The 14,849-nt window shown below is 69.7% G+C and carries 12 protein-coding genes; 10 read left to right on the top strand and 2 right to left on the bottom strand.

What is annotated here, in order from left to right:
* Positions 1-27: 27 nt before the first annotated feature.
* The 8 genes from JOF43_RS02580 to JOF43_RS02545 all read left to right on the top strand — a co-directional run bounded on the left by JOF43_RS02580 (position 28) and on the right by JOF43_RS02545 (position 9,008).
* Entirely contained in the window at positions 28-3,105 is a 3,078-nt protein-coding gene (locus JOF43_RS02580; protein ID WP_209898675.1) for a DUF4040 family protein, read from the top strand.
* Positions 3,102-3,434 (top strand): sodium:proton antiporter, encoded by a 333-nt coding sequence (locus tag JOF43_RS02575; RefSeq protein WP_209898672.1) that lies wholly within the window; start codon positions 3,102-3,104, stop codon positions 3,432-3,434. Before JOF43_RS02580 ends, JOF43_RS02575 begins: the two co-directional genes overlap by 4 nt.
* Entirely contained in the window at positions 3,431-4,972 is a 1,542-nt protein-coding gene (locus JOF43_RS02570; RefSeq protein WP_209898668.1) for a proton-conducting transporter transmembrane domain-containing protein, read from the top strand. The genes JOF43_RS02575 and JOF43_RS02570 overlap by 4 nt, the downstream gene beginning before the upstream one ends.
* Positions 4,969-5,451 (top strand): Na+/H+ antiporter subunit E, encoded by a 483-nt coding sequence (locus tag JOF43_RS02565; protein ID WP_209898665.1) that lies wholly within the window; start codon positions 4,969-4,971, stop codon positions 5,449-5,451. Before JOF43_RS02570 ends, JOF43_RS02565 begins: the two co-directional genes overlap by 4 nt.
* Complete coding sequence (locus JOF43_RS02560) at positions 5,448-5,708, top strand: monovalent cation/H+ antiporter complex subunit F (protein WP_209898663.1); 261 nt, start codon at positions 5,448-5,450, stop codon at positions 5,706-5,708. Before JOF43_RS02565 ends, JOF43_RS02560 begins: the two co-directional genes overlap by 4 nt.
* The gene (locus JOF43_RS02555) at positions 5,705-6,100 is read left to right on the top strand and encodes a cation:proton antiporter (RefSeq protein WP_209898660.1); all 396 of its coding nucleotides are present in this window, start codon (positions 5,705-5,707) and stop codon (positions 6,098-6,100) included. Before JOF43_RS02560 ends, JOF43_RS02555 begins: the two co-directional genes overlap by 4 nt.
* A 324-nt stretch (positions 6,101-6,424) precedes the next feature.
* On the top strand, positions 6,425-7,846 hold the full coding sequence (locus JOF43_RS02550) for an MFS transporter (RefSeq protein WP_342592070.1): 1,422 nt from the start codon (positions 6,425-6,427) through the stop codon (positions 7,844-7,846).
* A 73-nt stretch (positions 7,847-7,919) separates the two neighbouring features.
* The gene (locus JOF43_RS02545) at positions 7,920-9,008 is read left to right on the top strand and encodes a PhzF family phenazine biosynthesis protein (RefSeq protein WP_342592069.1); all 1,089 of its coding nucleotides are present in this window, start codon (positions 7,920-7,922) and stop codon (positions 9,006-9,008) included.
* Positions 9,009-9,047: 39 nt separating this feature from the next.
* Here the strand turns inward: JOF43_RS02545 and JOF43_RS02540 are convergent, their stop codons facing one another.
* Positions 9,048-9,587 carry a VOC family protein gene (locus tag JOF43_RS02540; protein ID WP_209898658.1) on the bottom strand — a complete coding sequence of 180 codons (540 nt, stop codon included), beginning with the start codon at positions 9,585-9,587 and terminating at the stop codon, positions 9,048-9,050.
* A 117-nt stretch (positions 9,588-9,704) separates the two neighbouring features.
* Between JOF43_RS02540 and JOF43_RS02535 the strand changes: the two genes are divergently transcribed.
* Together JOF43_RS02535 and JOF43_RS02530 are read left to right on the top strand one after the other, a co-directional pair.
* The gene (locus JOF43_RS02535) at positions 9,705-11,855 is read left to right on the top strand and encodes a prolyl oligopeptidase family serine peptidase (protein ID WP_209898655.1); all 2,151 of its coding nucleotides are present in this window, start codon (positions 9,705-9,707) and stop codon (positions 11,853-11,855) included.
* A gap of 93 nt (positions 11,856-11,948) precedes the next feature.
* On the top strand, positions 11,949-13,853 hold the full coding sequence (locus tag JOF43_RS02530; RefSeq protein WP_245353992.1) for a serine hydrolase domain-containing protein: 1,905 nt from the start codon (positions 11,949-11,951) through the stop codon (positions 13,851-13,853).
* Positions 13,854-13,980: 127 nt separating this feature from the next.
* On the opposite strand, the gene JOF43_RS02525 is transcribed toward JOF43_RS02530, so the two are convergent.
* A complete protein-coding gene (locus JOF43_RS02525; RefSeq protein ID WP_209898649.1) occupies positions 13,981-14,469 on the bottom strand; it encodes a glutathione peroxidase in 489 nt (162 codons plus the stop codon).
* Positions 14,470-14,849: the final 380 nt, after the last annotated feature.

Genomic DNA, 14,849 nt, shown 5'->3' with positions numbered 1-14,849 from the left:
CGACACCGCCGCCCGTCCCGGGCCGGGGTGCTGACGGTGTCGGTGCTGTGGACCCTGCTGATCCTCGTCGCGACGGTCGCGATCACCCCGGTCCTCGACCGCGCTCTCGGCCGCTCCGCCTGTTGGATCCTCGCTGCGCTGTACCTTCTCGCCACTGCGGCGCTCGTACCCGCCGCATCCGCGGTCCTCGGCGGCTCCACGCAGGCTGCGGTCACGACGTTCTCCGTCCCCTGGGCTCCGCAGTGGGGCATCGACTTCGCCCTGCGCGCGGACGGCGTCGGCATCGTGTTCGCGATGATCGCTCTCGTCATCGGTGCCGTGGTTTTGGCCTACTCGGCGAGATATCTTGATCCCGGCCCACAGCTCAGCTTCTCCCTGGTGATGGCGCTGTTCACCGCGTCGATGGTGGGACTGGTCCTCGCTGACGACCTGGTGCTGCTGTTCGTAACCTGGGAGCTGACCTCGATCGCGTCGTTCCTCCTCATCGCTCGTTCCGGTCGCGGGGGCCAGGCGGCCTCGATGCGCACCCTGTTGATCACGTTCCTCGGTGGGCTGGCGCTGCTGGCCGCGGTCTCGCTGATGATCCTGCGTCTTGGCACCTCCTCCGTGACAGAGGTGCTCGCAGCCGACATCTGGGCCAAGGACCCGGCGTTTACCACCCTTGTCGCAGTGCTGGTCGCGGTGGCGGCGTGCACGAAGTCCGCCCAGTTCCCCTTCCACGTGTGGCTGCCCGACGCGATGGCTGCGGCGACGCCGGTCTCCGCGTACCTGCATGCCGCTGCCGTCGTGAAGGCCGGCATCTTCCTGCTGCTGCGCTTCAGCCCGGCCTTCCACGACGTGATCGCCTGGAACGTGCTGCTGATCTGCGCCGGCCTCGTCACCGCATTCGTCGGTGGATTCTTGGCGCTGCAGCAACCCGACCTCAAGAAGCTCATGGCCTACTCGACGGTCAGTCAACTGGGCCTGATCGTCACCCTGATCGGCGTCGGGACCGAGGCGGCGATCCTCGCCGCGGTGCTGCACACCATCGCGCACGCACTGTTCAAGTCCGGGCTCTTCATGATGGTCGGGGTCATCGATCATGCCGTCCACACCCGCGAACTTCTGCGGATGCCTGCCCTCGCTCGGGCCCTCCCCGGCAGCTTCGTGGTGACCGTTCTGGGATGCATGTCGATGGCAGGGCTGCCGCCGATGCTCGGCTTCGTCTCCAAGGAGGCGCTCCTGACAGGCGCCCTGGAGATCGAGGGGGCGGCCTGGGCTGGTTGGCTCATCGCCCTCGGTATCGCTGGGGCCAGCGTGCTCACCTTCGCCTACTGCGCGAAGATCGTGCTCGGGGTCTTCGTGGACGGGCGCGACGAGGACATGCTGTCCCGCCTCGACGCCTCCGCGACGCAGACCCGTTCCCCGTCCTCGCGCTCCCGTCGCACGGACCGGACCGGCGCCCTCGTGCATGCGCGAGACGCCCACCGTCCGGCTCCGCTTCTGCTGTGGCCCGCCGCCTTGCCGATCGTCGCCGGTCTCCCGCTGGCGCTCGTCGTCGGCGTGCTCGACACTCCGGTGGCCCGCGCGATGGATGCGGCCCTCGGCGGTGAGCACCACCCCCACCTCGCGCTGTGGCACGGTCTCTCGGCGGAGCTGGGTCTCACGGTGGCCGTGGTCGTGCTCGGCATGCTGATCGCCCTCGGTCGCCGCCGTGTGCTCCCGCGCCTGGAGGCGCGCCCGTTCCCGGTCGACGGTGCTCGGGTGCTGGGGGCCGTGGATCGTCTTGCCAGGCGCGTCGCTCTCCTGCTCGTGCGGCCCATCGCCAGTGACGACCCGATGCGACACCTTGCCGTGATCCTGGGAGCGTTCTCCGTCGTCGTCCTGTCAGCTCTGGTGATCCTCGCTGATGACCTGGCGCCGATGACCCCCGGCGTCAACGCTCCGGTCGACGGCGTGATCCTGGTGCTCATGGTCGCTGCGGTGTTCGTGGTCTGCACACGGCGCGACCGGCTGGGTGCGGCCGTCTCTCTGTCGGCGGTGGGGATCCTCGCTACGGTGCAGATCCTCGCGCTCGGCGCCCCGGACGTCGCGCTCACCCAGCTGCTCGTGGAGTCGCTGACGATCATCGTGATCATGCTGGTGCTGCAGCGCCTTCCGAGACGCTTCGACTCCCCCGGACGCCCCCGTCGCCGTGGAGCACTGCTCCTGGCCGGGGCCGTCGGCCTCGCGGCCGGCGCCGGCATGTACCTGTTCACGGGCCGACGCGGACGCAGTGATGTCGCCGAGTACTACATCGCGCACGCCGAGGAGATCACGGGCGGCCACAACATCGTCAACGTCATCCTGGTGGAGTTCCGTGCCCTGGACACGCTCGGGGAGCTCTCCGTGCTCGGGATGGCCGGCGTGGCAATCGTCGCAGTGCTCTCCAGCGTGCGGCACATGTTCATCGACCCGGACAGCGGCCGTGGTTCCGAGGACGAGGCCGACAGGGTGCCGGCATTGCGGGGCGAAGGAACTGCAGCGGAACGGGCGATCAACAGTGCCTGGGGCAATGCCGCCGCTCTGCAGCTGATGGTGCGGATCACCGCCCCGATCCTCGGGATCATCTCGACCATGCTCTTCCTGCGCGGGCACAATGCGCCCGGCGGCGGCTTCATCGCCGCACTCGTCGGTTCCGCGATCGTCGCCCTCATGTACCTGTCCACCTCGACGGACCGTCCGATCGGACCGCCCCGCCTGCCGTTGTTCCTCATTGGAGGCGGCATCACCGTGGCCCTCGGCGCCGGGGTCATCGGTTTCCTCCGGGGCGGATTCCTCGAGCCGTTGCACGGTCACCTTCTGGCGGCCCATGTCTCGACCTCGATGATCTTCGACCTCGGTGTGTATTTTGCGGTGTTGGGCCTGGTCATGGTCGCGGTGAACCTTCTGGGAGCCGGGGCGTCCACCGGGACCGTCCCGCCGGGCGAGGGCACCCGGGAACGGACCGACGAGGCGGTCGAGGGCGAGCTGCCGGGCCCGCTGGACACCACCCGGGGCGAGACCGTGCCTCGGCGTCGCCGCGTCGGGGTAGGCACCTCGCACCTGACCGTCGGCACGAAACCGAAGGAGGCGGGCCGCCGATGATCCTCAGCCTGACCGTGGCCGTCCTCGTCGCCGGCGGTGTCTACCTCCTGCTGCAGCGCAGCATGGTCCGCGCGGTGTTCGGGATGACGCTGCTCAGCCATGCCGCGAACTTCGTCCTGTTGGCGACGGGCGTGCCGGGCTGGCGGGCCGAGCCGCTGACCGATCTCTCCGCCCGGGCGGAGATGGCCGATCCGCTGCCGCAGGCGTTCGTGCTCACCGCGATCGTCATCACCATGGCGGTCACCATCTTCATGTTGACCCTTGCCGTGATCGGCCGGGACGACGACATGTCCCGGCACCCCGCGACCGGGGAGAGCCACGACTCATGATCCCTACCGTGCCACCGTCTCTACTGCCCCTGTTCGTGGTGGTCCCCCTGCTGGGAGCTGCCGTTCTGCTGCTCGTCCGCCGTCGCGCTGTCCAGACCGTCATCCTGATCGGCGCGCCCGTGGCCGTGGGCCTCGGTGGCCTCGGCCTGCTGATCCATCACCACACCGAGCCGGTGATCTCTCACGCCGTGGGCGGATTCTCCGATGTGCTGGCGATCCCCTTTGTGTCCGATTCCCTGAGCGCGGTGATGCTCCTGGTCACGGCGGTCTCGACCCTCGCTGCGAGTGCCTTTCTGATACTGACGGGCGAGTCCCGGTACCGATTCCTGCCCTCGTTGGTGCTGCTTCTTAGCGCCGGGGTGAACGGTGCGCTGCTCACCGGTGACCTCTTCAACCTGTTCGTCTGGGTTGAGGTCATGCTGATGCCGTCCTATGCGCTCATCGCCGTGACCGGCGGCTGGCGGCGCCTCGGCATCGGAAGACTGTTCGTCCTGGTCAATCTGCTCACCTCGACGATCTTGCTGATCGGTGTCGGATTCGTCTACGGCACAGCGGGCACCGTGAACCTCGCCTCGCTCGCCGGTGTCGGCAGCGACGACCCGGCGACCGCTGCGGCACTTGCCGTGGTCCTTCTCGCCCTGGCCGTGAAAGCCGGCATGGTGCCGGTCCATTCGTGGCTGCCGCGCGCCTATCCGGGAACGTCCGCGGGGGTCATGGCTCTGTTCTCCGCGCTGCACACCAAGGTCGCGCTCTATGCGATGTACCGCATCGTGGCGGTCGCCTTCTCCGACGGCCTGCCGTTCCTGGTGGTCCTCGCGGCGCTGGTGCTCGTCACGATCCTGGTGGGGGCGTTCTCCACCGCGGGCGCCACGCGCGTGCGGACAGCCATGGGGCACCAGATGGTTTCCGGCGTGGGTCATATCCTGCTCGGCCTGGCGCTGTTCACCCAGCTTTCCGTCACCGCCGGCATCCTGTATCTGGTGCACCACGTGGTCACCATGTCCGCCCTCCTGCTGACCACCGGCGCGATCGAGCACACCTACGGATCCGGTCGCCTGGATCACCTCTCTGGCCTCGCGCGACGCGACCCCTGGGTGATTGCGATCCTCGCTCTCGGCTTGTTCAGCCTCGTCGGCCTGCCGCCCACGTCGGGCCTGTGGGGCAAGGTGGGACTGCTGGGGGCCTCCGCCGAGCAGGCGACGTCCGGGGGTGTCGTGCTCGGGTGGGCGGCGATCCTCGCCGTGATCATCGCATCGGTGGGCTCGCTACTGGGCTTGCAGCGAGTGTGGCGCGGCATGGCATGGGGCGAGGACATGACCACGTACCGCCCGGACGACCCGCGGACAGGGCGCGGCGCCCCCGTGCCCCTTCCGGACGATGTGCGCGTGAGATGGTCTCTGGCCATGCCGGGAGCGGCGATGCTGATGCTGTCGCTGGCGATGTTCGTCGGCATCGGCGCGGTCCTGCCCACGATCGACACCGCCGCGACCGACCTGCTGAACGTCGACGCCTATGTGGAGGCGGTGATCGGCCAATGAGACGCCTGCGGAACTCGATCTCTTACGTGCTGTGGATCCTGGGCGAGATCGTCAAGGGTTCCGTCGACGTGGCCAAGGGCGTCTACAGCCCTGGCACTCGCAGTTCACCGGCTATCGTCGAGTACCCTCTGCGGGCCACCACCGACGTCGAGATCATCATGATGGCCTCATCGATCACGATCACCCCTGGCACGCTGGTGGTGGGCATCGCGCACGGCACCCTCGAGGAGAGCTCCAGCCTGTTCGTGCACGCGCTGTTTGCCGAGTCACGAGACCAGGTGACAGCAGATCTCTCCGAGATGGAGGAGCGACTGCTGCGGGCCACCCGGGGAAGCGGAGGGGCGGACGCCTCCCTGCGCGCTCGCCGGGGAGGACTTGCCGACGAGCGATTCGCGGACGGCCAGGCTGCCCGAAAGGCTCATGACCACGTTCGGGACGCGCGTCCCGACCGCCCCACCACCTCGGAGGAAGAGCGATGAGCGTCGTCCTGTGGGTGACCGTCGGACTGCTCGGTGCCACGATCCTGGTCGGACTTTTCCGCGTGGCCACCGCACCGGACCCCGCCAGCCGAGCCGTCGTCGGCGACCTCGTCTTCTTCTCCGGAGTCGGCCTGATCGTGCTAGTGGGGCTCCTGAAGACCTCTGCCGCAGCCATCGATGCGGCACTGATCGCCTCCGTACTGGGCATCCTCGCCACAGTGGCTCTCGCACGTATTCTCACCAGGGGGCGCCGATGATGGCCGTGCTCGACCTCGCGCTGTCCGTTCTCATCGCTGTGCTGCTTCTGGGCGGGGCGTTCTGGATGCTCACGGCAGCGCTATCGATGTTCCATGCCCGTGATGCCCTCAGCCGGATCAATGTGCTCTCCCCGGCGACCGGGCTGGGGCTCCCGATGATCGTCGTGGGAGCCTTCCTGGAGCACCTCCGGGTCGACGGGTTCGAGCCGGAGTCTCTGCTCAAGACGCTCGTCACGGTGCTCGCGCTCATCATCGTTTCCTCGGTCGCCTCGAACGTGCTCGCTCGCGCCGCCTATCTCTCAGGAGCTCCGGTGGACCCGAGAACGGCGCCGCAGGACCTCGCGCGAGCCCCTGGCGAGGGCGAGCAGGCCCCGCACCGCGACGACCACTGAGCGGCGGCGAGCAGAGTGCCTGCGCGATGATCCGGGTGATGTACCTACCGGATGGTCATATCAACCCGCGCTCCTCGTCTGGCCAGCGCGGAGGTCTGCCGGAAGACGCTTGCATTGGCGGATCGTCGAAGATCTGAGTATCGTGACCGCGTTTGTGACGGAGCGCTCTGCCGGGTCGAACGGCCATGGTGACGTGCCCCGTCGTCCGTCCGGTGGTCACCTGCCACCGGCCGCTCTCGGAGTGTCGGGCGACTTCCCCACGCCCCCCGGGAGTGCCGCTACCGCGTGCTGCGGCACGTGCGCGAAGAACGGGAAGTTCCGACCGTGACGACACCGACCGCCCCGCCCCCAGATACCTCTGCCTCCGAGGCCACCGCCTTCGAGGACCTTCCTCCCCGCCGGACGATCCGCCAAGCGGTCGCCGCCTCGGCGATGGGTAACGCCACCGAGTGGTACGACTACGGCGCCTATGCGGTGGTCGCCACCTACATCGCCGCCCACTTCTTCCCGGAGGGGTCCGAAGGACTTTTCTGGACCTACGCCTTCTTGGCGATCTCCTTCCTGGCCCGCCCCTTCGGCGGTTTCGTCTGGGGACCGCTCGGCGACCGCCTGGGCCGTAAGCACGTGCTCGCCCTGACGATCATCCTGATGTCGGCGGCGACGTTCCTCATCGGTGTGCTGCCAACCTATGAGCAGGTGGGGATCCTCGCCCCGATCCTGCTGGCGTTCCTGCGCATCGTGCAGGGCTTCTCCACCGGCGGTGAGTACGGCGGCGCGGCCACCTTCATGGCCGAGTACGCCCCGGACAAGCGCCGCGGGCTCTACGGCAGCTTCCTCGAATTCGGCACCCTGGGTGGCTTCGCCCTGGGCACCGTCGTGGTGCTGGTGCTGCAGCTGACCCTCGGCGAGAGCGCGATGATGGAGTGGGCATGGAGGCTCCCGTTCTTCATCGCCGCACCGCTGGGCCTGATCGGTCTGTACCTGCGGTCCCGGCTCGACGAGACCCCTGTGTTCCAGGACCTCGAGGAGGCCGGCGACGCGGAGGAGAGCGCGACCCACGGCCTGCGCGACCTGATCCTCAATTATTGGAAGACGATCCTGGTCATGGCCGGCCTCGTGATCCCGTTGAACATCGCGAACTACACGCTGCTGACCTACATGCCCGGGTATCTCGAGACCAAGATCCACCTCACGAACAACGAGTCGCTGATGGTGGTCCTGATCGGTGAGCTCGCGATGATGGCGGTGATCCCGTTCTGCGGATCCCTGTCGGATCGAATAGGCCGCAAGAAGATGTGGTGGTTCTCGATGGTGGGCCTGTTCGTGATGGCCCTGCCGATGTACACCTTGATGGGGCAGAGCTTCGGCCTGGCCATCCTCGGCTTCGCGATCTTGGGTCTGCTGTACATCCCTCAGCTGTCGACGATCTCGGCCACGTTCCCGGCGATGTTCCCGGCGCATGTGCGCTTCGCGGGCTTCGCCGTCACCTACAACGTGTTCACCTCGATCTTCGGCGGCACGGCCGCACCCCTCAACGAGGCGGTCGTCTCGGCCACCGGCTTCCTCGAGTTCCCGGCGGTCTACGTGATGCTCGGCTGTGTGTTCGGCATGGTCGCGCTGCTCTTCCTCAAGGAGACCGCGGGCGCTTCCCTGCACGGCACCGACATCCCGGAGTCCGAACCCGAGGACTACGGCCTCGAGGCGATGCAGGCGGAGGACCAGGCGCTGGACGACTGCGGGCGCTGACCTCCTGACCTGACCTGACTGCAGGACCTGACCGCAGGGCTCGGACTCCCCACGGAGGACCGGGCCCTGCGGCGTGCTCATCCCGAAGCTCCCTCCCTTCGAGCGCAGGAGGTCCACCGAACTGCGCATCCTGCGGCGACGCACGCTCGGCGTCGTGGTGACCCTCTGCAGGGCATCCGGCGCCCTGGTCGCCTTCACGCCCCGCGAGGTCCTCGAAGCGGCAGACGCTATGCGCGCGCAGGACGATACGGTCGGCTTCTCCTGGCGGACCTGGGGAGGCGAGGATGGGCTCATGCACATGCCCTTCGCCTCGACTCGCTCTCCGCGATCCCATCGCTTCGCCCAGCTCGACGTCTTCGCCGACCGTCCCCAGCGCGGCAACCCGCTGGCCGTGGTGCTCGAGGCCGACGGACTGACCGACGAGGACATGCAGCGCATCGCGCGCTGGACGAACCTCTCGGAGACCACGTTCCTGCTGCCCGCGAGGGATCCCGACGCCGACTACCGGGTCCGGATCTTCACTCCTTCCGGGGAGTTGCCCTTCGCCGGCCATCCCACCCTGGGCACCGCGCGCGCCTGGCTCCGCGGCGGGGGAGAGCCGTCGGGGGAGCGGATCGTGCAGGAGTGCGCGGCCGGCCTCATCGAGATCCGCCGCGACGGGGACCGGCTCGCGTTCGTGGCACCGCCCCTGCTGCGCAGCGGCCCCCTCGACGAGGCCGACGTCGCGCAGCTCGCAGCGGCCCTGGGCGTCGAACGCTCGTCCGTGCGCGGGCACACCTGGGCCGACAACGGACCGGGCTGGAGGGTGCTCGAGCTGGAGACTGCCGAGCAGGTGCTGTCCCTGGCTCCTGACCTCGCCTGGATGACGGACTCGAAGCTCGGCGTGGTGGGTCGGCATCATGCTCCGGCCGACGGGAACAGCCCGCTCTACGAGGTCCGGGCCTTCACGCTCGGAGGCGTCGAGGACCCGGTCACCGGCAGTCTCAACGCCGGCATCGCGCAGTGGATGGTCGACCGCGAACCGATGCCTGCGCGCTGGACCGCCGCGCAGGGCACGGTCCTGGACCGCCGGGGACGCATCGACGTGCAGGTCGACGCCGACGGCTCGATCTGGATCGGAGGCGCGACGGTGCTCACCGTGGAGGGTTCGATCCTGGTGTGAGCCGTCGGCGGGGGGCCGGCACGCGCTCGCCGCCGCCGGTCAGCGGCCCGTCGGCGGGACCAGCTCCTCCATCGCCCGGCAGATGGTCGCGTGCACGTCGCTCTCCCCCTCCTGCTCCGCGACCTCGGGATCCCACTCCAGCGCCGGGGCGTCAGGGTCTTCCGGACCGAACAGCCACCACACGTTGTGCCAGGAGTCCTGGAACCGGGCGATCGTCGAGCCGTAGAACGGGGAGACTTCCGTGATGAGCCGTGCTCCCGCGGCGAGAGCCCGCCGCAGCACCTCCTGGGGGTCCTCGACGTTGACCTGGAGGAGTGCCGGGGTGAACGGCCAGTCGGGTTTGGAGTCGACGACCATGAGACAGGAGTCGCCGATCCTCGCCTCGGAGTGGATCAGGAGGCCATCGGTGTCGACGGCATGGGCCTCGGGCGTCTCGACGGCGTCGAGAACCGCGCCGAGGAATTCGAGGAAGCCGCGGGCGCCGCCGGGCCCGGTCACCGCAGCGAAGGCGTTGAGACTGCCGTAGCCGCCGGTCAGTCGGGAGATCGGGGTGATGAGTGAAGAGCTCGAAGAGGTCATGGTTCGAGCGTCTCCCACGGGTAGGACAGGGGCTGTCCTCGGAACTGTTTGGGTCGGTGGGCGTCGGCTGTCCACATACCGCGGGCCTCGGGAGGTTCCCATGCTTACCCTGTCCTCATGGTGACCACACTGCCGTACGGGTCCTGGCCCTCGCCCATCTCCGCCGAGCTGCTCGCCACGGGCGGCACCCGGCTCAGCTCTCCGCGCCTGGTCGGTGACGCCGTGTGGTGGTCCGAGGGCATCGCCACCGAGGGCGGGCGGCAGGCGATCGTGCGCAGCGCCGGTCCGGTCCCGGTGCCGGGGACGCCGGCGGACGGGGGCACCGGGGAGCCCGGGGCCGGATCCGAGGCCGGGCACGCTCCCGCACCTGCGGTCACAGTTCTGCCCGCCCCCTTCAACGCCCGCTCGCGCGTGCACGAGTATGGCGGGGCGAGCTGGACCGTCGTGCCGGGGAATCCTGCTCCCCCAGCCCGTCCCCCGAGCCCACCTCACCGTCCTCTTGTTGTTTTCGTGAACTTCGAGGACCAGCGCGTTCATGCGCTCCGCGAGGGCGAGCAGCCGCGCCCGCTCACCCCCGTCGGCCCCGAGGTCGAGACCGCGCACGGCCCGTCCCTGCGCTGGGCAGACCCCACGGTGGTCACCCTCGTCGACGGCACGCGCGAGGTCTGGTGGATCTGCGAGGACCACACCGGCGGCGAGCTGGGACCCCGCCTCGACGAGGACGGCGCGCCGCACATCGAGCGCTACATCGCAGCGGTGCCGCTGGACGGCTCGGCCGCCGAGGACCTGTCGGCCATCCGCCGCGTCACCCCTGCCTCCCGCTTCGTCGCCCACCCGCGCGTGAGCCCCGACGGCACCAGGATGTCGTGGCTGACCTGGCAGCATCCGCAGTTGCCGTGGGACGGCACCGAGCTCCACGTCGCGCCGCTGCTGGCCGGCAGCGCAGGCGTCGGCGACGTGGTCGCGGGCGACACGGGCACCTCCGTGATGCAGCCCGAATGGCTCGACGACCATCGCCTGATGTTCGTCTCGGACACCTCGGGCTGGTGGAACCCCTGGTCGTGGTCGGCGGCCGACGGCGCGCGACAGCTGCTCGAGCTCGACCAGGAGTTCGCGGGGCCGATGTGGGCGCTCGGGACCACCTGGTACCAGGTGCTCGACCCTGACCTCGCCCTCGTGACGTACGGGCGAGCGGCCACCGGCCTCGGCCTGCTGCGGACCAGCGACGGACGGCTGACGCCGCTCGAGTCACCGCTGACGGACATCGCCGCCGCCGAGCTGCGCGAGGACGGGCTGCTGCTGCTCGCAGGATCCTCGCCGACGCGCTTCGGCGCCCTGCACACCGCGCACCTGAGGCTGCCCTCGGACGGCTCGGCCCCTGCCCTCTCCCCGCTGACCCTCCTGCGCTCCTCGCGGGACGACGCTCCGGACCCCTCGGTGCTTCCCCGCGGGGAGAGCATCGAGGTGCCGCTGCCCGACGGCGGCGTCGTCCATGCGATCGTCCATCCTCCCCACCAGGAAGGACTCGCCGGACGCGAGGGGGAGCTGCCGCCCTTCATCGCCCGCGTGCACGGTGGTCCGACGGGCCACGTCCCGCCGGTGCTGTCGCTGCCCACCGCGTACTACACCTCCCGCGGACTCGGGGTCGTCGACGTGAACTACGGGGGTTCGACCGGCTACGGCCGCGCGTACCGGGACCGTCTGCGCGGGCAGTGGGGCGTGGTGGACGTGGCCGACACGGTGGCCGTCATGGACCACCTGGTCCGCGAGGGGATCGCCGACGGGCGGCGGCTCGCGATCGAGGGCGGCAGCGCCGGCGGGTGGACCACGCTGGCCTGCCTCACCCGCACCGACACCTTCGCCGCGGGAGCCTCGAGCTTCGGTGTCGCCGAGCTCGAGGCGTTCCGTCTGGACACGCACGACTTCGAGTCCCGCTACATCGACGGTCTCGTCGGCCCGTACCCCGAGCGGCGCGATCTGTACGTCGAGCGAGCACCGCTGACCCACGTCGACGAGCTCGAGGTGCCCGTCCTGCTGCTGCAGGGCGATGAGGACCGGATCGTCCCGCCCAGCCAGTCGGAGCTGTTCCGGGACGCCCTCGCCGCCAAGGGCATCCCGCATGCCTACCTCCTCTTCGAGGGGGAGCAGCACGGCTTCCGCCAGGCCGACTCGATCATCCGCGCCACCGAGGCGACGCTGTCGTTCTACGGACAGGTGCTGGGCTTCAGCCCTCCCTGCGTGCCGGTGCTCGAACTGCAGCGGGACTGAGGACGGCAGAAGTCCCCGGCGGTTGTGGCGCGGCGATGCTTGTCCGGCGCGGCGGGCGTCGATACGTTGGGCGGCCTGATGCGAAGGAGCCTCATGGATCCCCAGATCACCCGTCGGACCGGACTGACCGCCGCAGCCCTGGCCTCCGCGACCACTGCCGTCGGCCTTCCCGCGGCCGCCTTCGCGGAGGGCGACCCCGCGCCGGACAAGGACGACTCGTCGCGGCGCTCCGCGCGCTCCGCCCCGAGCTGGAGCCACGGCGAGGGGCACCGCCACCCGTGGGACCGCCGGCCCTCCGGCCGGACGCTGCACGAGGCCACGCCGCAGTCCGTCGGCCTCGACCCCGCAGTGCTCGAGGAGCTGCCCGGGATTCTCCGCGCAGGCCTCGAGGTCGATCCGGCGCGCTTCTCCGGGGCCTCCGTGCTGGTCGCCTCCCAGGCGGGGATCGCCGTCGAGCACGCCGACGGATACGCGCTGCGCTGGAAGAACGCCTCCGAGCAGCTCCCCGAGGACCAGTGGGTCCAGGCCCGCACCGACACCCTCTACGATCTCGCCTCGATCTCGAAGATCTTCACCGCGACCTCGGTGATGCAGCTGGTCGAAGAGGGTTCGCTCGCGCTCGACGACCCCGTCGCCTCTCACCTGCCGTCCTTCGCCGAGGGCGGGAAGGGCCAGGTCACCGTGCAGCATCTGCTCACCCACACCGGTGGGCTGCCGGCCACCCTCGGCCTCTACTCCGACTACCCGGACGTGCCCTCGCGGATCGACGCCGCGCTCACGGTCGCCCCCGATGCACCGCCCGGCACCGCTTACGTCTACAGCGATCTGGGGCTGATTGCCCTGGGCCTGGTCGTCGAGAAGCTCTCCGGACAGGGGCTCGACGAGTACGTGCGCAAGCACATCACCGAGCCGCTCGGCATGAGCGAGACGATGTACAACCCGCCCGCCGAGCTGCGTGATCGCATCGCTGCGACCGAGTACATCGAGTACTACGGCGAGCTGGTGCACGGGCACGTGCACGACGAGAACGCCTACTCCCTCGGCGGCGTCGCCGGGCACGCCGGCGTGTTCTCCACCGCGAAGGACCTGGCAGTGTTCGCGCAGATGTTCCTGGGCGGCGGACGCTACGGGGACGCCCGGATCCTCGAACCGCAGACCGTGCAGGAGATGTACACCGACCGCATCGCGGAGATCACCGGGGTGGGCGGGGACCGCCGCGGACTCGGCCCCGAGCTGGAGGCCTGGTTCTATCACGCAGGACTGACCAGCCCCTACAGCGGCACCCATACCGGGTTCACGGGAACCTCCCTGGTCATCGATCCGCTCACCGACACCATCGTCATCCTGCTCACCAACTCCGTGCACCCCACGCGGGAATGGTCGAGCACCTCGGAGACCCGCCGGGGCGTCTCCACCTGTGTGGCGCATGCCCTGGGCATCGTGCCCGAGGAGGTCCGCGAGGGCTGGCACGCCGGGGACGAGGACTCGACCACCGCGACGCTGAGCGCGGCGGTGGACCTGCCGGCTGCGGGCTCGGGCGGGGGATCGCGTGAGGGCTCAGAAGGCTCGGGCTCCGGTGGCGGCTCGGGCGATCCGGAGCAGGGGCCGACGGTGCTGCTCGATCTCTTCACCCACCTCGAGACCGCCTACGACGTGCTCGCCGTCGAGGCCTCTGCCGATCAGGGGAGCACGTGGGCGCCGCTAGCCGGGACGCTCGAGGCCCGGCACCAGCAGCCGATCGCGGTCCCCGACGGGCAGATCACCGGCTGGGGCCGTCGCCGCCGCTGGCAGGGTGCCTTCCCTCTGGTGGACGGCGAGGAGGCCATGAGCGGAGAGGTCGAGCTCCGCCTCACGCTGACGACGGATCGTGCGACCCGAGGGCTCGGCGCCTGGGTGGGTCGGATCCGGGTCACGGACGGGAAGAGGGACGTGCTGGACACGGCTCGGACCGAGGATCGTGAGCACGTCGTGGCCGAGGGGTGGACGCGCGGGGAGTGAGGGCCGCGGCCGACGACGCGCGGGGAGTGAGGGCCGCGGCCGACGACGCGCGGGGAGTGAGGGCCGCGGCCGACGACGCGCGGGGAGTGAGGGCCGCGGCCGACGACGAGCGGGGGTCGAGCCCGGTTCAGGCCCCCGTGGCCAGCGCCGTCTCGATGTCCGCTGCGATATCGCCGGGCTCGACGTCGGAGGCGTAGCGACCCAGCACGGTGCCGTCGCGTCCCAGCAGGAACTTGGTGAAGTTCCAACCGATCGGCGCCGCCGGGATGTCTCCGTGCGCGCCCGTGAGCCACTGGTACAGGGGGTGGGCGCCTTCGCCGTTCACCTCGATCTTCGCGAACATCGGGAACTCGACGCCGAAGTTCACCGAGCAGAACTCGGCGATCTCGGACTCGCTGCCCGGCTCCTGGTTCATGAACTGGTCGCAGGGGAAGCCGAGGACGGCGAGGCCTCTCTCGTGGAACCGCGCGTAGAGATCCTGCAGGCCCGCGTACTGCGGGGTGAAGCCGCACTTGCTGGCGGTGTTCACGACCAGCACCACCGATCCCGAGTAGTCGGCGAGGTCCTTGTCCTTCCCGGTGATCGTGGTCGCGGTGAAGTCAGCGAGGTTCGTCATGGAGTCCATTGTGGACCTCGGCGCGGGGAGGGCGCCGCGCTCTGGTGCCTGCCCTGCGTTCTGGTGCCCGCGCCTGTGCCTGTGCTGTGCCCGTGCTGCACTCCGATGCCCGCGCCCCCGCTGCCCGCGCCGCCCGCGCCCTTGCCGCCCCCGCCGCCCTCCGATGCTCGCGCCCGCGCCGCCTCCCGACGGAGAGCTTCCCCGCGGGCGACCGAACCAGAAATCTTTCCTCCACACACCGCTTCCATCCACATTCCGTGAAGGAGCTCGTTCGTTTGTCGGTGCCGCGATGTACATTCGGGATGCGCGAGTTCATGCACCTTTCGGTCTCCATCTTTCCTCCCCAGGAGAAGTTTTCCACATGCTTCGATCGTGAAGGG

The sequence above is a fragment of the Brachybacterium sacelli genome, assembly GCF_017876545.1.
Lineage (GTDB): Bacteria > Actinomycetota > Actinomycetes > Actinomycetales > Dermabacteraceae > Brachybacterium > Brachybacterium sacelli.
This window is presented reverse-complemented; position numbering and strand designations above follow the sequence as displayed.

What these genes read in the sequence shown, in the direction of transcription:
- JOF43_RS02555 (WP_209898660.1), top strand. Translation starts at nt 5,705, where the DNA reads ATGATGGCCGTGCTCGACCTCGCGCTGTCCGTTCTCATCGCTGTGCTG.
- JOF43_RS02575 (WP_209898672.1), top strand. Translation starts at nt 3,102, where the DNA reads ATGATCCTCAGCCTGACCGTGGCCGTCCTCGTCGCCGGCGGTGTCTAC.
- JOF43_RS02530 (WP_245353992.1), top strand. Translation starts at nt 11,949, where the DNA reads ATGGATCCCCAGATCACCCGTCGGACCGGACTGACCGCCGCAGCCCTG.
- JOF43_RS02570 (WP_209898668.1), top strand. Translation starts at nt 3,431, where the DNA reads ATGATCCCTACCGTGCCACCGTCTCTACTGCCCCTGTTCGTGGTGGTC.
- JOF43_RS02540 (WP_209898658.1), bottom strand. Translation starts at nt 9,587, where the DNA reads ATGACCTCTTCGAGCTCTTCACTCATCACCCCGATCTCCCGACTGACC.
- JOF43_RS02525 (WP_209898649.1), bottom strand. Translation starts at nt 14,469, where the DNA reads ATGACGAACCTCGCTGACTTCACCGCGACCACGATCACCGGGAAGGAC.
- JOF43_RS02565 (WP_209898665.1), top strand. Translation starts at nt 4,969, where the DNA reads ATGAGACGCCTGCGGAACTCGATCTCTTACGTGCTGTGGATCCTGGGC.
- JOF43_RS02535 (WP_209898655.1), top strand. Translation starts at nt 9,705, where the DNA reads ATGGTGACCACACTGCCGTACGGGTCCTGGCCCTCGCCCATCTCCGCC.
- JOF43_RS02560 (WP_209898663.1), top strand. Translation starts at nt 5,448, where the DNA reads ATGAGCGTCGTCCTGTGGGTGACCGTCGGACTGCTCGGTGCCACGATC.